Origin of the sequence: Pantoea sp. Ap-870, assembly GCF_011752515.1 — a bacterium.
Taxonomy (GTDB): Bacteria; Pseudomonadota; Gammaproteobacteria; order Enterobacterales; family Enterobacteriaceae; genus Pantoea; species Pantoea dispersa.
Genome location: NZ_VWXG01000013.1, coordinates 1 through 23114, shown reverse-complemented (window position 1 = coordinate 23114; position 23114 = coordinate 1). Strand labels below are relative to the sequence as shown.

The following is a 23114-nucleotide window of genomic DNA, read 5'->3' as shown; positions in this document are numbered from 1 at the left end:
AACGTAAATAATCCCTGAGCGCTTCCCGGCCGACGTTGTCTTCTGGCATGTCGCTCACAATGCGCCGCAGCGGAGGGATTCGGAAATATTGGCGTCTTACCGAGTCGGGATGCCCACAGCCTGCTTCGGAGCGCAACATATCGCCCTGCCTTAACATACGGTATATGATTTCACTTACCGGTGATTAGACTAGACAGGAATTCATGTGGAAAAGGAAACTTGGACATTATTTGGAGCAGCAACAGCCGTCGTAGTGCCGCTGATTTTTAACACAGTAAAAGAGGCGGTAAGGGAAAGAAAGAAAAGGAAAAGTGAAGAACGGTACATAGTCGTACAGCTTATATTCGTGCTGGACAAATATATATCTCAGTGTGAGTTTCTATCTTATAACGACGGTATGTATGATCCTGAAAAAGAATACAAGGTAACAGACTACGTTAAACCTGAATTGCAATTGTCATCGGTAAAGGGTGACTATAAATATCTCGATACTGATATGCTTTACAGGCTGCACAGCATTGATTCCAAGCGCGCCCAGGTAATCAGTGAACTCTCAAATCTTGATGACAGCTACTTCGAAGATGCCCCGGAATGCAGTGGATATTATTCCAAGCGGCGGGAGCTTTACGCAAAGCATGGCCTTTATGTAATTGAGCTGTCCGAGGATATTTGTAGAAAATTCAGGATAAAACATGTTTCATGGGATGGCGGTTTTAATCCGGCAACCTCCATTAGAGAACGGCTGATTCAGATCCGGGCGTCAAGATCCCGCTCAACGCTCCGTAACATGGAAAGGTATGCGAAGCGAGTAGCTGAAAAACAGCGAAAATTAATGCAAAGCTAGAGATGGCAATAGAAGCATATATCTTATCTCACTCTGCATATAGAAGATTAAGGTAAAACAGATGTAAAAAACCGCCATGCGGCGGCATGCACTAAATGTCACCGTCCGGGCTGTTCCTCTTTGGCGGTTTGCAGCGTGCGAACGTCATATTCAGACATCCACTGATCGGTGTCCTCCGTATACTCGTCAGCTTCGGTGAACACGATAATTTCATAAGCGGGATTCAGACTGGACTGGTATTCCACGGCTTTCAGCAGGTCAGGGCCGGGGAAGAATAATAAATACACGCCTTCCGTCATATAGCTTTTGTTCAGTGTCTGGGTTGTATGCAGGCTCATTTTCCGCCCGTATACGTCGATAATCTTATTTGACTTAAGTCTGCTTACCACACTTTTCTCAAAGATGCGCTCCAGGATCCGATCGCTGTGAGCTTTGGTGTTCACGCACAGGTAAACGTCACACTCATGGTGCTCAGCCCGATCAGCGGCATATTTCAGAATGCTTTCGTGCAGCCTGTCCATAAGTTCAGAAAACTCACGCTGTAATATAACCCGGTCAGTCATTTTTGTTCCTCATTATCAATGAATTGTGGCTTCCATCATATCGGTAATGTCCTGTGCGGCACAGCGCTGAAGCTCGTCCTGTTGCACAGTTCGGTGTTATGCGGATTTTACCTATCGGCGGAAGAAAGGCATAAAAAACCGCCAGGGGGTGGATAGTGGTCATCTGTAGAAACGCGATCGCTTGCTCTGCCAGGCGACAAGGGGCAGCGCAGCTAATGCGCCGAACATCACCAGATAGGCGGCTTTGCGCGCGTCTGCGCTGCTAACAGCAAACGCTGAATGACTTTACCTGAAAATGTAATGGTGCTTTTATATTCAGGCTTCAGCATGATTAATTAACCGGGCCTGTAACATACGTGGCCCGCTCAGCATCTTTGCCGTAAAGGATTGGGTATGGAAATTGAAATTAATAGCTGCAATAACATCGATAAAGCAAATATCACTCTGGCCGAGAAGAAATTAAATATTAAATTTGCGCCTAATGGTACCGGAAAAAGCACCATTTCACGCGCGATTCAATGCACAGTCAACGGGGATGAGCAGGGGCTGAGTGACCTGCTTCCGTTCAGATATCGTGGTTCTAATCCTGACGCAGTCAGGCCAGGCGTAACCGGCGCCGATGGCTTGCAGAACGTCATGTGCTTCAATGAAAAATATGTCGATCAGTTTACTTTTCAGCCGGACGAACTCGTAAGCAACAGTTTTGATATTTTCATCAAAAGCGAAGCGTATCACGAGACAGAACGTGAGATTGAAGCCATGGTCGTGGCCATACGGCAGCAGTTTGCTGATAACGCCGGGCTTGAGGAATTCATCACGCACCTGGGGGAGCTCAGCGCGGCGTTTAAACTGAGCAGTACCGGGATTGCAAAAACCTCCACAGGAATGAAAGGCCTGTCTGCCGGTAACAAGCTTCAGCATATTCCTGAAGGCCTGGAACTGTATAAGCCATATATCCAGAGTAAAAGCAGCGTGGAGTGGATTGAATGGCAGACCCGGGGATATGAGAAATTCTCCGCGCTTGCTGAAGACTGCTGTCCGTTCTGCACCGGTGACTCCCGCGAAAAGGCGGAGCAGATTGGTCGCGTCAGCACAGAGTATGATAAGGCCGTCATTAAAAACCTGATCGGCCTGATTGGCGTGCTGGATAAACTCGGTGAATATTTTTCAGAACCTGCCCGCGCCCGCCTTGCCGATATCACCACACGGAAAAGTGGCCTGGAAAAACAGCATGAAGAATATCTTGTGACGGTGAAGAAACAGACAGACAGCCTGATTGGAATGCTGAATACCCTGAAAACCCTTAACGGCTTTACGTTCAGCGCGTCCACCAACGTTAAGGCGGCGCTGGAATCCTGTCGCCTGGACGTGAAGTTTTTCCCGGAGCTGCAGTCAGATAAAACGGCCAGCACCGTGGCCAGCCTTAATGCCTCCCTGGATGACCTCACGACGCAGGCCGGGCGCCTGCAGGGACAAATCAACAAGCAGCGCCAGGGCATGCAGAAGCTGATCCTCAAGCATAAAACCGACATCAATACCTTTCTGGCTTATGCTGGCTATCGTTATCAGGTGGACATCACTGGAGAAGGCGATAAATGCCGGCTTAAGCTGCGCCACGAAGATTTTGACGGCTACGTCAGCGGCGGCAGCCAGCATCTCAGCTATGGTGAACGTAATGCCTTTGCCATCGTCCTCTTCATGTACGAATGCCTGGCTAAGAAGCCGGACCTGATCATTCTTGACGACCCGATTTCATCGTTTGATAAAAACAAAAAGTTTGCCATTCTGGAGATGCTGTTTCGCCGCAATGCCGGTGAATGCCTGAAAAACGAAACGGTACTGATGCTGACCCACGACGTTGAACCTATTATTGATACGCTGAAGTCCGTCAGGAAGCTGTTCAGTAATCTGGTTACGGCCTCACACCTCCGCTACAGCTCAGGCTGCATCACCGAGCAGCTTATCGGCGAAAGCGACATCCGCACCTTTGCTCAGATCTGCCAGTCCGTTACTGACTCTGACAGTGAAGACGTGATAAAGCTGATCTATCTTCGCCGCCATTATGAAATTATGGACGACCGCGGTGATGCCTATCAGGTGCTGTCAAATCTCTTTCATCACCGGGAAACGCCCATTGACAGCCGTGAACCCGTTCAGCAGGGAGTGGGATATCCTGAAATGGCCGCAGAGAAAGTCGCTAATGGCTGCCAGGCAATTGCCTTACGTATACCCGGATTTGATTACGCAGCGACTCTTGTGCAGCTAACGGACCCGGATCGTGTTCGTGCGCTCTATTCTCTCTGCCGGAGTGGCTACGAGAAACTGCAGGTATTCAGGCTGCTTCAGACCGGACTCGAAAATGCGGTCATACGTAAGTTCATGAACGAGACCTACCATATTGAAAATGAATTTATCTGTCAGCTGGATCCCGCCCGGTTTGATCTCATTCCTGAATATGTCATCAGAGAGTGCGATGCGCTGATATTCCCTCCTCCGTCTGCGAATGACGAGGCTATGGAAGAAATTGCCTGACTTGTCAGAGGTATAGGGCGGTAACACGCTTCAGTTTTCAATCCGATTCCAGTCAGGTCCTATCACAGCCAGCAGGCGGTTACGGTCCGTTATCCGGATTGTTTTCCCCTGCTGCAGCGACCGGATAAGCTTTCGTGCCTCGCGGCTGGGCCTGACGTTCAGAGAGTGAGGAACCTTGTCTCTTTCCGTATAGCACTGCAGTCCCTCACGCGTGGACAGCGTCTCAAACCGCAAATGATGGCCTTCCGCAATAAACGCTGCATGGCATGCCGGGCTGATCCAGTAAAGCGCTTCCAGCACATCTTCCCACGCCCGGCGTAGCAGGTGCAGTGAGGCGTTCAGACCATAAACGGGACGGCCATAGTCGGGCTTGCCATTCGCATCCAGTTCCTGAAACTTCCACACGGCCTCATGATGGGCCAGACGGTTGCGCAGATCGCGGATACGGGTAAATTTACTCTCAAGGTGATGCCGGCGGATACCCCCCGGTCGCGCAGGGAAAACGTCCGACGTCAGGTGGGGCCACAGCAGAGAAGAGTTTCTGGGCTCCTCGTATTCTGCCGTGAGCAGATTGGTCCAGAACCCGAAGTCCAGCCCGGAGATCACGCGCTCCGGCGTCAGGGGCTTTCCGGCGTCGCTGATGCGTTTTGATACCTTGCGCACGCAGCCCTCCTCCCAGGCGGTAAAGTGATACATCGGGCTGCCGTCCGGCAAGCTGCGGGGATTTCCCTGTCTGTCCGTTTTGAACCGCTTGCCCTGCCGAATATAGGTTTTATCTCCGATGAAGCGCGGGAGATCGTAGATCCAATAAGCGTCGGTCCGCCACAGTCCAGCCGCGCCAGGCGGAGGATTGTGGCGGATGGCATAGTCAATGGCGTTGCGCAGTGTCACCTCAAGGCAGTGCAGCAGCGGCTGCATGGCTGCCGAGAGCGCTTTATTCCAATTGTAGCCGCCAAGCGCCTCTTCGGGTTTCAGCTTGAGTATGTCCGTATAGATTCTCAGACGTTCGGGTGAAATGTAGTCTTCCAGGTACATGCCGCCCTCCGCGACGCTGAACAGATATAAGGTTGACGCTTTCGTCAGATGTGGGTAAATTAAGCACTATCAAGGCGCGGACTTCTTCGGACCCGTGCGTTTAAGTTAGTACTGGAAAAGCCATCCCTCGGGGTGGCTTTTCTCGTTTCAGCCTGTCAGAAATCTTCCCGCTCAAGCGGCGGCAGCCGCATCGCGGCGCGGAACTCTTCGGCTTCCTCCAGAAATCCTTCTTCACTCATCATGTGAAACTGAGACCGGTAAAGCGTCAGCAGCGTTTTCTCATCCCGCGTGGCGGCTTCTGCCAGCAGGGCCGCGTAGAGAGAAGCGCCCTGCGACAGGCGGGTCACCCCTTCCAGCTGCCGCGCGCGCACCGACAGGTGCGGCACTCCCGCCATCATGATGCGTTGCAAATCGGCCTCACTGAGTATGCCCAGAATGCGGCAGAACTCGCGGTGGCCGTCCAGCGTCAGCCCGGCATCATACGGACTTTCCCTCAGCTCGGCGTCCATCATCCGCGCCATCTCCCGATCCATCAGGGCAACGAGCTCGCTGGTCCGGATGAAGTTTCCGATCAGGTCGCCGAATGTGGCCACCAGAAACTCCTGCAGGAAGTCACTCTTTGAACGTCCGGCTTTTCTGGCCTGCTCGGTGATCGCTTCGTCCACGGCCGAGGGAATGTTGCGCACGGTGAGGGTGCGCAGGTCGCCGCGCCCCGGCAGCGGCAAATCAGGAACTGTTGAGGCAACCATGATGAATTTCCCATATTAATAGATTATGACATATCATCCGCCTGAAAGTGGGTTAATGCAAATTATAATTTCAAATTGGCATAAATGATTCAATTTGGTCTACCTGCATCAATTTTGCGTAAAAAACGCCAACTACCTTGAAACATGCCAAATCGTTTCCCGCTCCGCCCGCTGTCCTGTCTCCGCATCCGGTCAGATCCGGAAAAAGGCAAAGTCGGAACATGCGAAATTGATGTACGGTATTGACTCAGTACCACCTGCATTGACATCCCGTTATACTCTGAAAAAACAGGAGGCTGGCGTGAAGCTGAAAATGCAGGACCTGAGACTGTTTAATCTCGTCTTTGAAAGCGATCCGGGCTGGATACTCGATTTTTCCAACCGCACGCTGTCGGCTTTTTTTGATGAAGAGCTGAACATTGATATTGATGATGAACGTTATCAGGAAGAAGGAACCTCAAAAGCCAAACGGGTAAGATGTTTGCTGAAACAGGTCGATCGTGAAACCGCCCTGCGGGTTCTTGATGCTCTGTGGCGGTATAAAATGGAGACCATGCCTGAGCAGGCCGAACAAAGCCGCAATGACTGGCTCGCACTGATTTCACGGCTGGAAAATACGGATGCTGATACAGCCAAAGGCGACAGGCCTGTTCAGGTATGGCACGGTGTTGACTGGCCTTCACTGATAGGCGAAATGAACGAAATGAAATCCCTGCCGCCACATCCGAGGGGTTTCCGGTTTGAAGCATGGCTTGCAGAACTTTTCAGTACCTTTAAGCTCGCCCCCCGATCGTCATTTCGTAACACGGGTGAGCAGATTGACGGCAGCTTCCGGCTGAATGATGACTTTTACCTGATGGAAGCGAAGTGGCATCAGAACAAAACGCCGGCGGCAGATTTGCACGTATTTGAAGGAAAACTCAGCACCAAGGCAAAATGGGCCCGGGGCGTGTTCATCAGCTGGATGGGGTTTAGTGATGAAGGTCTGATGGCCTTCGGGAAAGGAAAGCGGGTGATTTGTGTCAGTGGTTATGATCTTTATCATTCACTCAGTCACGGTATAGCTCTGCCCGACCTGCTGGAAGCTAAGCTCCGGCATGCGGCTGAAACAGGGGAGCCTTATGCGGAATTTGACAGGCTCTACACTCTTAAAGACAAAATACCCGGCACGCCGAAATAATCTGCCGGGTAATTCAGGATATTACCCTGAAGAGAGTGGTTTACTTCACCCAGTCTTCCAGTGTCAGACCCGGTACCCGCTCAAACTCCCGCGTATTATTCGTTACCGGCACGGCACCGGCGGCGATGGCGTGCCCGGCAATCGCCGTGTCGTTCGGGCCGATCGGCGTCCCGGCCAGCCGCAGCGAAACTTTGATCTCCGAGGTCGCATCCACCGCGGCACGGTCCTAGGGCAGGACGGCATCGAGGCGGGCGCAGAACGCGTCAACCAGTTGCATGTGTCGGGGCGAGGCCTTCGGGCCGGTGGCGCCGAAGCGCATCATTTAATCGCAGTGTGAGAGAGGAATATTGAGATTTTTTCATGTCCCAGGCAGGTCATCCGCTTAAGTATAGAATTGAAGTCTCAGACTTATCTCTAATGGTCCAAGAATCATAATCGCGCATCTAACTTTTGAAGTGAAAGCTGAAACCAAGTAACGATGAGCTTCAAATTAGTCAATAAAGTATCTGACAGATGCGCGCTTATGTTAATTATATATCTTGAAGCGGTTAAGGTGATGTTAAATTAACTGCTTTTGTTTTTTAGCTTAATTTCAAAAATGTTTGACCAGTTTTTTCCAGTGACGTATATTTTTTTATTTACAGCGTCGTATGCAATACCATTGAGGGTGTTGGTATTCTTATCTGTGTGATCCAGTCTGAACTGTATGCCGGCCATATCGTACCAGTTAACTACTTTTCCATTGTCAGGATTAATAGCTAAAATGACGTCTGTATACCAGACGTTGGCATAAATCAGACCATCAATCCATTCCAGTTCATTAATTTTTTCAATTTTCTTTCCTTCAAACGTCACGTTTATTTTCTTAGTGACTGATAGGTCATCAGGGTTTCTGAACGTGATTTCATCACTTCCGTCACTCATAACAAGCTGCTTACCATCAGTAGTTAATCCCCAGCCTTCGCCTTCATAATTTATGGTTTTAGTAATTTCAAGATTTCTGGGTTCAATGACATACATCTTTTTTTCTTTATATGTCAAAACAAAGTATTTTCCATCAAGTTTTGTCAGGCCCTCGCCCCACACATCCTCAGGTAGCGGTTTTGAACGTACCGTTTCTCCGTCTGAAAGATTCAGAACGTTAACTTTTGATTTTTTATACCAACCCGTAGATTCAATAATGTGACCTTCGTCAACAATAAGCCCCTGAGTAAAGGAAGAATCATTGTGGGGGAGCGAGCGGACAATCTCATAAGATCCTTTCGGAATTTCCGCTTCTGCCTTAGCCATGAGGGGTAGGCAGGCTAAGGATAGTGAAAGGGTAAGTGCAGCATAATGTTGAGCTGGAGAAACGTTCAAAGAGCACATTCCATAATCCTCTATTTAGTAAGGTTTTAAATTGATTTCATTTGATTATAGATTAGCCTGCATGAACTATTTAATGCAATAGCATTAAGATTTAATTATTTGTTTTGAGTTTCTCAATTAAAAGATTATATAAATCATTGTCTTATTGTTGAACTCTAGTTTTTCTGGAATCTTGCGGAGCATATTGGCACAAAAAAAGAACAATAAATGATAAATCATTCTTTTCATTTCGGTTGACTTATAGATGAGGTTTGGTTAATAGTTTTAGGCCTTAAAGCTGTACATTCAATGATCTCTGGGTTAGTACAAGGAGCTGAGATGGTGAATCCAATAGGTTTAGTAATACAGGAAAGCTTTAAAAAGTTTCCAGAAAATGTTGCTATTCAGACAGAATCTTTATCCTGGACTTATAGGGAGCTTGAGAAAAAAGTCGCCGGAAACATTATCAGATTGATGGAATGTGGAATAATAAAGCAGTCACGTGTAATCGTAGAGATGAAGAGATCTCCAGATAGTATTTCTTACATACTAGCGCTGATTAAGTTGGGTGCAGTATTTATTCCGGTTGACCCGGGACAACCTGAAAAGAGAAGGGATTTTATTTGCGATGATTCAGGTGCATCCTTTCGAATAATTAAAAGAGAAGATGGAATAAAAATTTCTGCGGTCAGATGCTCCTCGGGTGAATCTTCTGAACAGTCTTCTGATGACACGCTGTCGTATATTATATATACGTCCGGGACAACAGGGAATCCGAAAGGAGTAAAGATCCTATCGCGTTCTGTACATAATTTAATGAAGTGGATGAGAGTCAGATATAATTTCAGTGACCAGACGAAGGTTCTCCATAAAACAGCATTGACATTTGATGCCTCCGTATGGGAGATGCTTATCAGCTTTTACTCCGGGGGGACGCTTTATCTCGCGGATGCTGAGAAAGATAAAATTCCTTCCTATATCATTAGTACTGTCATTAAAAACAACATTGATACGATTCAGTTTGCTCCATCAATGTTAGGAAAAGTCCTTGCAGAGCCGGCATTTAAAGATTGTAAGAGCCTTAAAAACGTTTTCAGCGGCGGAGAAGCCCTGACAGTTCCGCTTGCCAGGAAGTTCTTTGAGCTTTCAAACGCGCTTCTGCATAACCTTTATGGACCTACCGAAACGACAATTCAGGTTCTGACTCATACTATTGAAAAAAGTGACCTTCTCAGCGAGATCCCTATTGGACGACCAATTGAAGGTATAACTGCCTACATAGTAACTGCTGACGGTACAGAAGCTGCGGCTGGGGAAACGGGCGAACTGTGTATCAGCGGTACAGCCCTTGCGTCTGGTTATGTAAACTGCGATTCTGAAGAGAAAAGAAAATTTGTTACGCTTGATCTTATTCCTGGAGCTCCTTTCGTTTACCGTACTGGTGACATGGCCTTTCAGGATAATGCCGGCAAAATATACTTCTGTGGACGAACAGATGATGAGACTAAGATTAATGGGTATCGAGTAAATCTTAACGAGATCGAAAGCCTGTTAAATTCGCATCCTGCAATTGAAAGTTCAATAGTCATATCTGATACGACTGGATCCTCAGCGCGTTTGAAAGCCTACCTAAAAATGTGCGCCAAGTCTGATATATCTTATGAAGCCATATCCTCGCTAATTGAGAAAAACTTCCCATATTATATGTGGCCTGCTGAATATTATATTATTTCAGATATTCCGCTTACAGCCCATGGAAAAGCCGATAGAAAATCAGTATCAGAATGCCGTGGGGTAAAAAAAATGGTTCCGGAAGAAGTACCCAGCGCTCCGGTCAACGCTCATCTTGAATCCGCCATCCTCACTATCTGGCAGGATGTTCTGAATAACAAGAACATTTGCTCTGATACCGATTTCTTCTCCTGTGGAGGAAACTCTATTGAAGCAATGATTATTGCAATGAAACTGAAAGAACAGAGGGGATTTAATATCTCGCTAGAGCAAATCCTTCATTTAAGAAGTGTGCGTAACATTGTTAACCACATTCAGTGAATTTCAAATCATAGAGGTCTTCAATGATAAAGGCATCTCATACAGTACAGAGCATCTGGAAATCGTCCTTGAAGTTTGGTGAAGGTAGCACCGCGTACAATGAATATCGTACGATTTATGTTAACGGAAAAAGTAATATTGATATTCTGGCTCAAGCCGCCTCAAGCGTTTTTTCCTCGCATCGTGCATTTAACATTCATCTGCATCCAGTGGAGGGAGAGTTGTGGCTCAGTGAGGGAGATTATGATTTTTCATCTTTCATCTTTATCAGTAAATCTGAAGACAAGGTGGCTGCCATAAAGCTGGCTGAAGAAAAGATTCACACTGCGTTTAATCTTTATGAAGGGCCTCTTTTCCGTTTCGACATTATTCAATGCCTTAGTGATGGTGCTATTCTGCTCAATCTTACCGCACATCATGCGATCATGGATGGCTGGTCCTTCGATTTGTTCTTCAGGGAATTATCTGCAGAATTTCAGCGGATTGTTAACTCAGGTGAAAATCCTGATTCGCCTGGAAAGCGAGATGTTACCTTGTCTATTATTAAAGAACATGCTGACCTCTCTGACGGCTTCATGACTGCATCTCTTGAATACTGGAAAGATCAGCATAAGAATGTAGCTGACAACCTGAAGCTGCCGACTGATTTCATTAGAAAAACTGCCACGGATATGAAAGGCACTTCCGCAGAATACAATCTTGATCCAGAGGCGACTGAGAATATTAAGCGCTATGCAGCTGAGAATAACGTCTCTGTGTATACTGTTTTCTTGGCACTTTATGCGGCGCTTCTTTACCGTTACAGTGAACAGGATTCCCTGAATATAGGCATTCCTGTTCTTAACAGGCACAGCAGTCAGGAATTTTCAACCATTGGCTGCTTTGTCAACACTCTTGCTCTTCATTTTGATTTCACCGATGACCTCTCATTTTCAAGGCTGATAAATCTCACCGATTGCAATATCAAGGATGCTCTCAAACATCAGCGCCTTCCCTTTCCCGTTCTTCTTAAATCTTTAGATTTTAAGTCGGATCCCTCCGTTCATCCACTTTTCCAGACGATGCTATCGTGGCAGGGTAAAAGCAGCCCCGTCTGCTTTGGAGAAGATGTTTTCGCCGAGACCATCAGCATTAAACGGCGTGACGTGAAATTCGACCTGCTCATCAATATCCATGAAAGAGAGGAGGGGTTCGTTTTAGGCATGGAATACAGTCATGCAGTATTCAGGGACGAAACGATTGACCGACTATTCACCCATTTTAAAACCCTGATACATTCATCTCTACGCTACCCAACGCAGCCCCTCGCGCAACTGAATATACTACCCTCCGAGGAAAGAATCAGAATTGAGAACTGGAATGCCACAGATAAAAATTATCCTCCAAGCAATGTCCTTGAAACAATCCTGAAAGTGATGAAAGACCGTGCATCCTCGGTTGCGCTTGAGTTTGGTGACCGCACGATGACTTATGGCAGGCTTGATACTCTGACAGCCAGCCTCTCCAGCTGGCTCATTGATAAAACCGCTACAGAATTTATCGGCGTCTTTATGGAACGTTCATTTGATATGACGGTAGCGCTCTTGTCGGTTATGAGGGCAGGCAAGGCATGGGTACCCATTGACCCGGAGTACCCACAGGACCGCATTGACTACATGGTAAGCGATTCTGGCGTAAAGGTGATCCTGACCCAGGATAAGTTTCTCTCCGCACTGCAGCAGTATGATGCAGAGGCTTTTACTATTGATGCGGCGCTTATCGCGAACAGCATGACCGGCGAGCAGAACCCTAGTACCCCACCCCATCTTCGTCCGGACAGCAGAGCATATATGATTTATACCTCCGGTTCGACGGGAAAACCTAAGGGCGTAGTGAATACCCATCAGGGATTATTTAATCGGCTTTACTGGATGCAGGAGCAATATGGTCTGGACTCCAAGGACCGTGTGCTGCAAAAGACTCCCTTCAGCTTTGACGTATCGGTGTGGGAATTCTTCTGGCCACTTATGTTAGGTGCACGCATTGTAATTGCTCTTCCGGGAGGACATCGTGATACGAACTACCTGAGCGACCTTATCCGGGACAAGCGTATTACAGTTCTGCACTTCGTTCCTTCCATGCTTAATGCATTCCTGGATGAAGATAACCTCAGAGAAAAATGTTTCAGCCTGATCAATGTGTTCTGTAGCGGTGAAGCCCTCTCCGCGGAAGTCATCAGATCTTTCCACGAAACTCTGGATGCAAAGCTTCATAACCTGTACGGGCCGACGGAAGCTGCAATTGATGTTTCGTACTGGCAAAGTAACAGTAACTACTCGGGGAATGTGGTGCCTATTGGAAAGCCCGTCGCCAATACCAAGCTTTATGTGCTGAATAAAGCCCATCAGGTTCAGCCTATTGGAGTGGCGGGCGAACTGTACATAGCTGGGGTGCAGCTTGCCGAAGGCTATCACAACAGACCTGAACTGACGGAAAAAACGTTTATTGAGGTGAAGATCAATGATGATGAGTCATTGAGAATGTACAAAACCGGCGACCTTGCACGGCTTAATACCGATGGCAACATCGAGTATCTTGGAAGAACCGATCACCAGATTAAACTTCGCGGGTTCAGGATTGAGCTGGGTGAGATCGAGGCGGTTATTCTTTCCTGTTCTCTGGTCAGGGAAGCAGCGGTCATTCTGGACGAGTCGGCGGGGGTAAAACGTCTGATTGCATATGTTTCTCTGAACGGGGGCACCCGGTCAGATGCAGAGCACGTCACTGAGCGGATCAAGAATGATATTGGTAAGAAAATACCATCGTTCATGGTACCGTCGGCTTTTTATATACTTGACGCTTTACCACTTTCCGCAAATGGCAAGCTTGACCGCAAGTCTCTGCCTGCTCCTCTGGCACTGAATAAGACAGTGAAAAAAGCTCCCTTCAGCAGCTCTGAAGAAGAAATTTTCTTCAACACACTAAGCGGGCTCGTATCTTCCGAATCTGTAACGCTACAGGATAATTTCTTCGCCGCCGGCGGTGATTCTATTCTGGCATTAAAGCTAATTTCAGAACTCAAAAAGCAGGGGTTATCACTCAGCCTCAGACAAATCTATGATGCGCAGAATATCGCGGAGATGATTGCGGCCTGCGAGCCTCTCAGAAACACTGCCGGCCCCGATTCAGACGTGAGTGCCCTTTTGTCTGTTCAGGACAGAAAACTGATAGAACATAAAGGAATCGATGCATGGCCAATGAGCATCCTTCAGAAAGGAATGGTTTATCATTCCCTGCTTAATGAAGACTCATCTGTTTATCACGATATTTTTACCTACATTACCGAGCACATCAGCGTCAGTGGCATCACTGAAAAAATTGCAGCTGTCGTCTCTACGCACGAGCAGCTTCATTGCGTATTTGACTTGGCGACGTGCAGCGTGCCCGTTCAGGTCAGGCTAAAGTCACCATGTGTTCAGATTAACCACTGTGAGATTGCAGGCGACCTCAGGGCACATCTCGACTCGTGGGAAAATCAGTGCAGGCAGCAGCCCTTTAACTTCGAAGCAGGCCCTCTGGTGCGATTCACGCTGCATGTACGAGGCAATGTGGCAGAAGCCCTCTCCCTTGATTTCCATCATTCCGTTCTGGACGGATGGAGCGTATCTACCCTCATTAATCAGATCATTAACGATAACGAAGTATCTGCTGAAGGCATAAGCTACGCCTCATTTATCGCCCGGGAAGCCGAAGCGATGAATTCACAACCTGCGTATGACCACTGGCTTCATATATCGAGCCACAGCGCATGTAAAGGCTTTGGCCTTGACGTGGACATACACAGCAGTGAAAGTGAGTCGCTTGTCCTCAGCGAACGTTTTATTCAAGATCTTCGTGGCCTGAGTCGAAAATACACCGTTCCACTTAAGACCGCGGCTATGTACTACCATTACCTTGCACTTTCTCGCGCAACTGGCCAGCGTGACATGTGTTTTGGTAACGTAGTGAATGGGCGGGGTGAAGAAGAAGGCTCGGTTAACTCACTCGGTCTTTATCTGAATACAGTGCCATTCATCGTAGCCGGAGTGGAAGAAAATCCAGAGAATCTGATTTCAGCCATATTCAGCGCCGAGAAAGCGGACCTGGAACACAGGCGGTATCCGCTTGCCAGTATTTTAAAATCCGCAGGTCGCGACTCCCTCTTTGATGTGGTATTTAACTTTACTGATTTCCATGCATACAGTAGCGAAAAGAATCGCGTACGCGAAGCACGCTATTATGAACAGACTAATTTCCCCGTGATGATCCATTTTGCCCGTGATCCTTTGTCGGGAGGATATGGCGTGACGGTTAACTATCACAGTACTGAAGTGAATAAAAAGTTTGTTCAGAAGTATCTGTCTGAATTCCGACGGATGAGTCAGCAGGAAAAACTGATTTCTGTGCCGAGAGTAGTGGCAGATGTATTCTTTAATGTGACGGGAAGTACGTTTTCACACGACGAGAACTATCACGCACACGGAGTAGACTCTATTTCTGCGCTGCGTATAGCGGCTTTGCTCAGGAAAGCGGGTCATTCCATTAGCCTCAGACACATTGTAGGCTCGTCCAGTCTGACGGAGCTGATGACTGCCGTGGCTGGCGAACAGCCAACTGAATCTTCAGAGCAGGGCAAGCCATCTCCTGGCTATTTCTTTTCCATTCCTGAATCGCTGCGTTCAGACAGTGATGCCGAGGATATTTACCCCCTGACTGATACTCAGAAGCTCATGGTTGATGCCTCTCTGCAGGAGGCCGGCTATGCCACCTATCATGACGTTTTCGGCTATGAGTTTGGCCTTCAGTGCCAGCCGGACGTCATCAGACGAGTACTGACGGATTTAATGGCGGAACACCCTGTTCTGCGCACGAGCCTGATCATGGTAGAGGGCGAGATAACTCTGCAGAAGGTTCACAAAAGGGGAATGCTGAATTTCCACCATTTTGATATCAGCGGGCACGGTAAGCTGAATGCGCACCATGTTTATTCGGGATGGTTTGAAGAGGAAAAATGCCGCGATTTTATCTTCAGCGATACCGGGCTTGTTCGTTTCTTCACGCATAAAATTTCGGAAGATACCTTTGTTCTTACGCTCAGCTTCCACCACTCCATTCTCGATGGATTCAGCCTGTCGCACCTGATCAAGCAGTTTGTAGCACGCTATCAGGCGACACTGTCAGCTGCGCCAACAGCTACGGCACCTCAGAAGGTACCTGCTTTCAGAGACTACTGTCTGCTGAGCAAAGCCGAGTCTGAGTCCGGACAGGCTGAGGCGTTCTGGATTGATACACTTTACGACGAGCCAAAGCTAAAGCTTCCGTTTAATGGAACAAAACGGTCGGCAGAGGCAGATTCTTCCCGGTGGTCAGAACTGAAAGTTTCGCTGAATCCTGAAATTACACTGGCGCTGACCAATATGGCCGCCGCTGTTAACGTATCGCTTAAGCATATCCTGTTGGCGGTGCACTTTACTGTTTTAAATGCAGTTTTCAGAACAACCGATCTGATAACATCGGCCTTCACTGGCGGAAGAACGGATGAGCTTGATTCGCATCTCACGCTGGGCATGTTTCTCAACTTCCAGCCGGTAAGATGTAATCTCTCCGATATGACATTTCGGGAGGTTGCTCTGAACCTGAAGGACTTCGAAAACAGAGCGTTGCCTTATAAACGCTTCTCCTTCACCAAAATTAATGGCCTCTCGGCCCATCAAAGTTACCAGGCTACCTGCTTCAACTTTACTCGGTTTACTAACTATCAGGAGGTTGCTTCCTCTGCGTCAGCGGCAGATGAGGCTAATCCGCTGCGCCGGACTATGTGGTTTGAACACACGCACTTCGGCCTGCTCGTGAACGCAGGTTTTGATCTCAGTCTGAATGAAGTCGTTTTAACCCTTAATGGCAAGGCTGAAACGCTGAGTATCAGAGACCTGGAAATGATGGCCGCATTGTACACACAGACCGCGCGTTCGGTAGCGGCCAATCCTGCTGCTGAATGTGTACAGCTTAAGCTTCTCAATGATGAGATCATAGCCGCCTTCGAAAAGGATGGAACATATGAAGCTGGTTAATCCAGATGGTATCCATGCTCCGGTAGGGGCTTACAGCCATTCTGCATTGGTGTCTTCGGCTGAATCTTTATTGATCCTGTCCGGGCAGATCGGCATGCGTAAGGATGGTTATGTTCCCGGAAAACAGGACGAACAGCTCAGGATTGCGCTCCAGAACATTCAGGAGATCCTGGAAGCTCATGAAACCGACATCAAGGACATTATAAAAATGACCTTCTTCTGGAGTGAAAAAATTTTAGCGCCTGAGATAAGGAACAGTCTTCTGCTTGGCTGGCTCGGAGAGCATCGTCCTTGCATGACGATGGTAGTCGTAAAAGGCCTGGCGAGACCGGATCTGCTTGTTGAAATTGATGTATCAGCAATAGGAAAACAGCATGATTGAAGAATTTCTGAGTTTTGGCAATTCCGCAGTACACACGTACGCCTCGTCGGATGGTTATCGGCTGCATTACCGCTCATGGGGAAATGAGGCGGCGAACGATATCGTGGTTATGCTTCATGGCGGAGTCAGCCATTCAGGCTGGCAGTATCCCCTTGGCGTTGCGTTTACAAAGCAGACAACCTGCCGGTTTATAGCCGTTGACCGGCGCGGTTCGGGGCTAAACAGAGATGGCCGCGGCCATCTTGTCTCAGTTGAGCAGGAGTTAAAAGATGTTGTCATCCTTCTCCGCGAACTGGCTGGGAACGGTCGTAATATCCACCTGGCAGGGTGGTGTTTTGGTGGGCAGATTGCATCCCTGGTAGCGGCGCACCCTGATATTAAGGGGCACATTTCAAGCCTGATTATGATTACACCAGGTTTCAGGTTTACTGAGCGCTACGGAGATATTCTTGTCAGGACGACACACAGCGTTAAGCAGGTCCTGAAGAATATTCAGTTTGAATCTCCACGTGATATTGATTATTTCCCGGTCCCTCTGGCGGTAGAAGACTTCACTGATGACGAAGCGCTTCAGAAACTTATGGAAGCGGATGATCTCCTGTTAAGAAATGTGACGATGAACACGATAGATGTCTGGCAGGAACTGGCCGACTTATCCCGTTCAGAGCTAATCTCTTCAGCAGAGAATATGCGTGTCTTATGCATTCTTGCGAATGAAGACAGGCTTGTAAATAATCAGGGAGTCGCCGAATATTTGCAACGCAGATACGGAGATAATAAAACTGAAATTATCTGGCTGAGTGGGCATCATGCCATTCAGTTTACCGCAGCCGAACAAATAGTTAATTATATTCATACATTTATTCGCTAAACTTCCGCAGGCTGGGCGAGACGCCCAGCCTGCGCAGGAAAGTAATTCCTTATGAAAAACTTATTTCTTTATTGCATAAGCGTGTTGACGATAACGGGAACGACAATTGTTGCGCCATCACTGCCAGATTTTAACTACACTCAGGGAATAAATGGCATCAGCGCAGAATTTCTTTACCGTATCACCCTGACGTTACCAGCTTTTTCAACTGCAGTAACCGGTGTATTTCTGAGTTTAATCAGAGTAAAGCTAGACCGTAAAACACTTCTTATTTATGGCCTGATGGGCTACACCATTTTTGGTGTGGCGGGTTATTTTATAAACAGTGCATCCGCTCTTTTAATATCTCGTTTTTTTCTTGGTGTTGCTGTCGCAGTTCTGATGTATGGCGTTACTTTTTATCTGGCAGATACAGAAAGCAAAAAAGATATTAAAACAAAGTTTATCGAGCAATCTGCTTTTATGGCGGGGTCTAATATACTCATCTCATCACTCAGTGGCTATGTTGCAACATTGAACTGGAAATTCCCTTTTTTCATATACTGTGTTTCCCTTCTTATTTTACCAGGAGTCATATTTTTCATAAAAAGAGGTGCGGAGAGTTTTATTGCTGAAAATGAAACCACGAAGTCGAGTGTGCGAAAAAACTTCGATTCTTCCGGAGTAATGATTATATGTTGCCTGGCTTTTTTGAATATGATTTTTTATTTTTCGATTCCGACCCTGCTTCCTTATTTCGTAGGCACTCTCACGCAGAATAACGCTCATGTGTTCCCGGTCGGTTTTTACCTTTCTTTTGTGTGCGGGATATGGTGTTTAACATCTGTTGTATCATTAAAAATTAATTTTCTGAGCGATGACTTTTTCAGAATAACAAGCGGATTCGCTTTCCTTGGAGTTGGTCTTCTCCTGCTCGGGTTGAGTCATTCAGGGCCCTTAATTCTCATTTCTTTGGTATTTGCCGGAGCAGGGTTAGGCTTGAACGTTCCAGGATTTAGCATTCTGGTTGTGACCCTGACGGACAATAGTACGAGGAAGGTTTTTATTCCGGTGCTTATTACCGCTATTTATATGGGACAGTTTCTTTCGCCAGTGCTCGCAGAGCCCGCAGTGAAAAATTTGGGTCTGGCTTATACCTTTGTGATTTATGGGGGGCTGTCCGCTTTCTTATCGTTTGCCGGACTCGCCCTCAGAAACAGGATGATGCGTAGTGTATTAGGTTAAAATATGCTGCTGATAACACCGGGAGGAGCGAGGATCGTCAGCTCCTCGACTTCATATTCTTTTTTCATAAATACCCCTTTTTCATGCCATCCGCAAACGACTTTATCACCATTCTTTTCGAGAACGGTTAATTCTTTCTGACGACTTCCTTTAACTTTCACTGTGCTGCCGACCAGCATATTAACCTCCGGAGACGAACTTGGTTTCTGGCGGTGATCCTGCTTTCGGCAGGGTAACGTCACATAATTTGATGTGCGATGTAATTCCGAAGTCGGCCTGCAGTTCATGTGCAGGGTACGAGCGCCCAAAATTACTTCTAATGCGTTCTAACTGAATTTTCCGTACCTTATCATGGTACGTGAATCTTTTCGACTAGAACAGCCTGCTATGAGCCCAGTGCCACAGGCCGCCATTTGGGCTCAACAGATGAAGATTTAACGTAACAGGAGGAAAATGTATCCTGTATGCTTATTTATTCCTTTTCGGCTATTTTTCTGCTTTATTCACTACATTCTGTTCTCTTGCCTTTTGTTAAATCCTGAAGATCCGGAAAAAGGTAGAACCGGATCTTTCAGGTGCGGGGGCGGTTTTCCGCGCAAGGCACTACATATAGTGGCTTATTCAGATGGTATGGCTACCAGATGTAGGGTTCTGGCTGCGGAGGAGTTCTGACAATGCGGGCTTTGCCCCGCCCCGCCGCCGCGCTGTGCTTCCGGAAAAGTGCTATAGTGGGCATAAAGCGGATCCGACGCAGCGGGTGATGCGGCAATTTTGAGTTGAAACAGTTTCAATGGTTATCATTGTGCGCACTATCTTAATGTATGCTTATTGACTCATATTGCATACGCTGGTAAAAAAATCTTTAACATGGCGCGTGCTGATGTTTTTTTTCCAGCTTGGTGTCTGCTGCGTATATAAAGAGGAATTATTGAGTCATGGCAAAAATTCAGGCCAGAAATGTTGACGACGCGCTTTATCAGCGCATCGAGCAATCAGCAATGAAAAATGAGCGTTCGCTGGAAGGGGAAATCCGGACGGCCCTGCGGGAGTATTATCAGCCAGCTGATCAGGAAGGGTCTGTTCTCTCCGAGCGGGAACAGTGGCAATGTGAGACGGGGCAGCGACTGAAGTGGCTGTTTGACCGGCTGATGGCCGACAATTATCTCCGGGAGTATGCCGGCGCCAGGCCGCTGGACACCTTTGACTTGGTCCGGTTCGGCAGGCTGCTGGATACCTCTCCGGGCGTTCTGATGGACATTATGGCGGGGCGACAGGAGCTGACTTTTGAGCTTGCAGACCGAATCGCTCATCACTGTGACGCATCTGCCGACTGGCTGCTGGGAGAGAGCGGGCAGCCTTTTCCGTTTGTTGACATTCGTTCTGTGGGTTATCGGGAGTTTTTCTTTCCTGCCGGCAGTAAAAGCGATTACACGTTTGAGTTTCTGAGAATAAGTGGCGGTATGCACGACGGCACGCTGCTCATATTACGTAAAGATTTGCAGACAAAACGGATCACGCCTGGCGTCATCAATGAATTTCATCTGCGCAGCGGCATGGGAAGCGGCGGTTACGGGAATTTAAAAAGATTCCTTCTTCTTCTCAAAACAGAAGGTGCCCGGCTATCTATTAACACCTTTGACTGGACGCCCGAGCACGAGAACTTTGGATTCTGGAGCGTTATTGGTCAGCATCATCATGTCTACTTTCAGGACTCGACACGCCGTTCGTCCGCCCGCTGGTTACAGCAGGTTTTTAACGGCGAAGATCCGGACGACTGGTTCAGCAACGGCTGGGCATCCCTGTTAAAGGAGATCGGGGAAACGCCCTTCGGTGTCTACGAAAAGACAGCGAGCGATAACATAGCAGGGTCCGAAAAAGGGTTACAGTCGGTATGAACCTGCCAGCACTGTTCTGCTGCATAGTGCTGCTGGCCGGCATATCTTCCCGTGCCGACGCCGCGACTTATCTGGAAGCCTCACGGCTGGACGATGCCTATTCCCCGGGAAGTACCGAGGTCTGTATTCAGGACCTGCCCGGAGACGGATATAACATCCTGCCGACCCGCTTTGAAGTCAGGGGGAAAGTTATATGCCGTACAACAGCGCACACCATTTATCGTGCCACTGCAGCGTGGATTTCGCAGGGAGATAACGTTCCCGGCCTGACGTTGACCTATACATTCACACAGCGAAAAGATGAAATGGGCCACTATTCGATAGTCGATCCTGCCAGCATGTCGGTCACAATGCCGGGGGCAGGGCCAGCCGCTGAGAAAACCGTTCTTGAGGGAATGCGCCGTCGACTATCCGTAGGGGAACAATTCAGCCCATACAGCGAAACGGAAATTACAGATTTTCCGTCATATGTGGCTCACAAGCCTGGCGAGCCACCGATTTACTGTCACAAGGAAAAGCAGGAATGACCATAACGCTGCCGTCTTACCATCCACAGGCACCTGTTCCGCAGCTGCCGGTTGCGATTGATTATCCGGCCGCGCTTGCGCTGCGGCAGATGGCCGCGCTGGTCGACGACCTGCCAAAATATCTGCTGGCGCCAGAGGTCAGCGCCCTGCTCCACTTCATGCCTGACCTGCGGCGCAAGATGCTATTCACCACGCTGTGGAACACCGGCGCGCGCATCAGCGAGGCGCTGGCGCTGACGCGGGGAGACTTCCTACTGCACCAGCAGTACCCCTTCGTGCAGCTGGCTACGCTCAAGCAGCGCGTGGCAAAGGCGGAGCGCCGCGCCGGACGCCTGCCCGCCGGGGCCGTGCCCCACCGCCTGGTGCCACTGTCCGACGCGCAGTACGTTAACCAGCTTGAGATGATGATCGCCACCCTGCGCATTCCGCTGGAGCGGCGCAGTGAAATCGCGGGCCGGATGGAACGGGTGCGGCTGTGGGAGATCACCGACAGGACGGCCCGGACCTGGCTGAACGAAGCGGTCAGCGCGGCGGCTTCAGAAGGCGTGACATTCTCCATTCCCGTAACCCTGCACACCTTCCGGCACAGCTACGCCATGCACATGTTGTACGCCGGCACGCCGCTCAAGGCGCTGCAGAGCCTGCTCGGGCATAAAAGCATCAAGTCGACGGAGATTTACACCAGAGTGTTTGCGCTGGACGTTGCGGCGCGCCACCGGGTGCAGTTTCAGATGTCGGGCAATGAGGCTGTGGCGATGCTGAGAAAAGGATGACAACGGGTGTGGTACGTTAATTTGTTTTTCGTTTATAAATGACTGCATCTTCAGAATATCATTTGAGTTAAAACTCATATGTGTTTTTACTCAAGTGAGTAAAATGAGGTTGCCCTGCTTCTTTTTTATCAATAACATAGACATGTTTTTTTGAGTGTATACTCATTTGTGTTTTTGAGTTAATGTGTAAAATATCTTTATTCATGCGCTTTAAGTCTCTATACTCATTTACTCACAGCTTCATTTGAGTTTTAACGTAGGGATTATCTAACATGAAGGTTATTTCTTTTCTGAACCCAAAAGGTGGTTCTGGTAAGACGACTGCTGTTATCAATGTCAGCACTGCTATGGCCAGAAGCGGGTACAATATTGCTGTAGTTGATACAGACCCACAGATGAGTCTGACAAATTGGAGTAAGTCTGACAAAGCAGCATTCGATGTATATACAGCTGCCTCAGAAAAAGATGTCTATGGAATCCGCAAAGATCTTGCTGAGTATGATTACGTTATCGTCGACGGTGCTGGTTCGCTTTCCGTAATCACCTCCGCTGCCGTGATGGTCAGCGATCTTGTAATAATTCCTGTTACCCCAAGTCCTTTAGATTTCTCTGCAGCTGGCAGTGTTGTTACGGTGCTTGAAGCGCAAGCATACAGCCGGAAAGTTGAAGCCCGTTTCCTGATCACTCGAAAAATTGAGCAGGCAACCATGCTCAATGTTCTAAAAGAAAGCATCAAGGATACCGGCGTTAAATGTTTTCGCACTGCAATTACTCAGCGGCAGGTGTATGTAAAATCAATTCTTGATGGCGACAGTGTGTTTGAATCCAATGATGGTGCAGCGAAGGGTGAAATAGAAATCCTTACAAAAGAGATAGTTAGCAGTGTTGAGTGATTGAGTATATACACATATGAGTGTTAATGATACTCATGCACTCATGCACTCATGCACTCATGCACTCATGCACTCATGCACTCATGCACTCATGCACTCATGCACTCATGCACTCATGCACTCATGCACTCATGCACTCATGCACTCATGCACTCATG

General features: G+C 48.1%; 17 protein-coding genes and 1 pseudogene. 12 read left to right on the top strand and 6 right to left on the bottom strand.

The window, feature by feature from the left end:
• Window positions 1–205 precede the first annotated feature (205 nt).
• The gene (locus F3J41_RS22250; RefSeq protein ID WP_166712499.1) at window positions 206–844 is read left to right on the top strand and encodes a hypothetical protein; all 639 of its coding nucleotides are present in this window, start codon (window positions 206–208) and stop codon (window positions 842–844) included.
• A gap of 98 nt (window positions 845–942) precedes the next feature.
• Here the strand turns inward: F3J41_RS22250 and F3J41_RS22245 are convergent, their stop codons facing one another.
• The gene (locus F3J41_RS22245; RefSeq protein ID WP_166712497.1) at window positions 943–1407 is read right to left on the bottom strand and encodes a hypothetical protein; all 465 of its coding nucleotides are present in this window, start codon (window positions 1405–1407) and stop codon (window positions 943–945) included.
• A 393-nt stretch (window positions 1408–1800) separates the two neighbouring features.
• Here F3J41_RS22245 and F3J41_RS22240 point away from each other — a divergent pair, with 393 nt between their 5' ends.
• Window positions 1801–3939 carry an AAA family ATPase gene (locus tag F3J41_RS22240; RefSeq protein WP_166712492.1) on the top strand — a complete coding sequence of 713 codons (2139 nt, stop codon included), beginning with the start codon at window positions 1801–1803 and terminating at the stop codon, window positions 3937–3939.
• 30 nt (window positions 3940–3969) lie between these two features.
• On the opposite strand, the gene F3J41_RS22235 is transcribed toward F3J41_RS22240, so the two are convergent.
• Together F3J41_RS22235 and F3J41_RS22230 are read right to left on the bottom strand one after the other, a co-directional pair.
• The gene (locus tag F3J41_RS22235) at window positions 3970–4974 is read right to left on the bottom strand and encodes an Abi family protein (protein WP_166712490.1); all 1005 of its coding nucleotides are present in this window, start codon (window positions 4972–4974) and stop codon (window positions 3970–3972) included.
• A 155-nt stretch (window positions 4975–5129) separates the two neighbouring features.
• Window positions 5130–5723 (bottom strand): hypothetical protein, encoded by a 594-nt coding sequence (locus F3J41_RS22230; RefSeq protein WP_166712488.1) that lies wholly within the window; start codon window positions 5721–5723, stop codon window positions 5130–5132.
• Window positions 5724–6024: 301 nt separating this feature from the next.
• Between F3J41_RS22230 and F3J41_RS22225 the strand changes: the two genes are divergently transcribed.
• The gene (locus F3J41_RS22225) at window positions 6025–6903 is read left to right on the top strand and encodes a restriction endonuclease (RefSeq protein ID WP_166712486.1); all 879 of its coding nucleotides are present in this window, start codon (window positions 6025–6027) and stop codon (window positions 6901–6903) included.
• 40 nt (window positions 6904–6943) lie between these two features.
• On the opposite strand, the pseudogene F3J41_RS22220 reads toward F3J41_RS22225, so the two are convergent.
• Together F3J41_RS22220 and F3J41_RS22215 are read right to left on the bottom strand one after the other, a co-directional pair.
• Window positions 6944–7222, bottom strand: a pseudogene (locus F3J41_RS22220) (VapC toxin family PIN domain ribonuclease); the annotation flags it as partial.
• Between the two features lie 245 nt (window positions 7223–7467).
• Window positions 7468–8271 (bottom strand): glutaminyl-peptide cyclotransferase, encoded by an 804-nt coding sequence (locus F3J41_RS22215; RefSeq protein ID WP_166712484.1) that lies wholly within the window; start codon window positions 8269–8271, stop codon window positions 7468–7470.
• A 318-nt stretch (window positions 8272–8589) separates the two neighbouring features.
• Here F3J41_RS22215 and F3J41_RS22210 point away from each other — a divergent pair, with 318 nt between their 5' ends.
• The 5 genes from F3J41_RS22210 to F3J41_RS22190 all read left to right on the top strand — a co-directional run bounded on the left by F3J41_RS22210 (window position 8590) and on the right by F3J41_RS22190 (window position 18868).
• Window positions 8590–10302: a non-ribosomal peptide synthetase gene (locus F3J41_RS22210; protein ID WP_166712482.1), complete on the top strand. Its 1713-nt coding sequence runs from the start codon at window positions 8590–8592 to the stop codon at window positions 10300–10302.
• 68 nt (window positions 10303–10370) lie between these two features.
• On the top strand, window positions 10371–16391 hold the full coding sequence (locus F3J41_RS22205) for a non-ribosomal peptide synthetase (protein ID WP_166712480.1): 6021 nt from the start codon (window positions 10371–10373) through the stop codon (window positions 16389–16391).
• Window positions 16378–16773 carry a RidA family protein gene (locus F3J41_RS22200; RefSeq protein WP_166712479.1) on the top strand — a complete coding sequence of 132 codons (396 nt, stop codon included), beginning with the start codon at window positions 16378–16380 and terminating at the stop codon, window positions 16771–16773. Before F3J41_RS22205 ends, F3J41_RS22200 begins: the two co-directional genes overlap by 14 nt.
• Complete coding sequence (locus F3J41_RS22195) at window positions 16766–17644, top strand: alpha/beta hydrolase (RefSeq protein ID WP_166712477.1); 879 nt, start codon at window positions 16766–16768, stop codon at window positions 17642–17644. Before F3J41_RS22200 ends, F3J41_RS22195 begins: the two co-directional genes overlap by 8 nt.
• Window positions 17645–17695: 51 nt before the next feature.
• Window positions 17696–18868 carry an MFS transporter gene (locus F3J41_RS22190; RefSeq protein ID WP_166712475.1) on the top strand — a complete coding sequence of 391 codons (1173 nt, stop codon included), beginning with the start codon at window positions 17696–17698 and terminating at the stop codon, window positions 18866–18868.
• On the opposite strand, the gene F3J41_RS22185 is transcribed toward F3J41_RS22190, so the two are convergent.
• Complete coding sequence (locus tag F3J41_RS22185; protein WP_166712473.1) at window positions 18865–19047, bottom strand: hypothetical protein; 183 nt, start codon at window positions 19045–19047, stop codon at window positions 18865–18867. The two genes, F3J41_RS22190 and F3J41_RS22185, sit on opposite strands and share 4 nt — an antisense overlap.
• Window positions 19048–19803: 756 nt before the next feature.
• On the opposite strand from F3J41_RS22185, the gene F3J41_RS22180 reads away from it, so the two are divergent.
• The 4 genes from F3J41_RS22180 to F3J41_RS22165 all read left to right on the top strand — a co-directional run bounded on the left by F3J41_RS22180 (window position 19804) and on the right by F3J41_RS22165 (window position 22956).
• Window positions 19804–20763 carry a hypothetical protein gene (locus tag F3J41_RS22180; RefSeq protein WP_247656320.1) on the top strand — a complete coding sequence of 320 codons (960 nt, stop codon included), beginning with the start codon at window positions 19804–19806 and terminating at the stop codon, window positions 20761–20763.
• Window positions 20760–21290 carry a hypothetical protein gene (locus F3J41_RS22175; RefSeq protein ID WP_166712471.1) on the top strand — a complete coding sequence of 177 codons (531 nt, stop codon included), beginning with the start codon at window positions 20760–20762 and terminating at the stop codon, window positions 21288–21290. The genes F3J41_RS22180 and F3J41_RS22175 overlap by 4 nt, the downstream gene beginning before the upstream one ends.
• Window positions 21287–22063, top strand: a complete 777-nt coding sequence (locus F3J41_RS22170) for a site-specific integrase (protein WP_166712469.1) — start codon at window positions 21287–21289, stop codon at window positions 22061–22063. The genes F3J41_RS22175 and F3J41_RS22170 overlap by 4 nt, the downstream gene beginning before the upstream one ends.
• 272 nt (window positions 22064–22335) lie before the next feature.
• Window positions 22336–22956, top strand: coding sequence for a ParA family protein (locus F3J41_RS22165; protein ID WP_166712467.1), 621 nt, complete (start codon window positions 22336–22338; stop codon window positions 22954–22956).
• The last annotated feature ends 158 nt before the right edge of the window (window positions 22957–23114 follow it).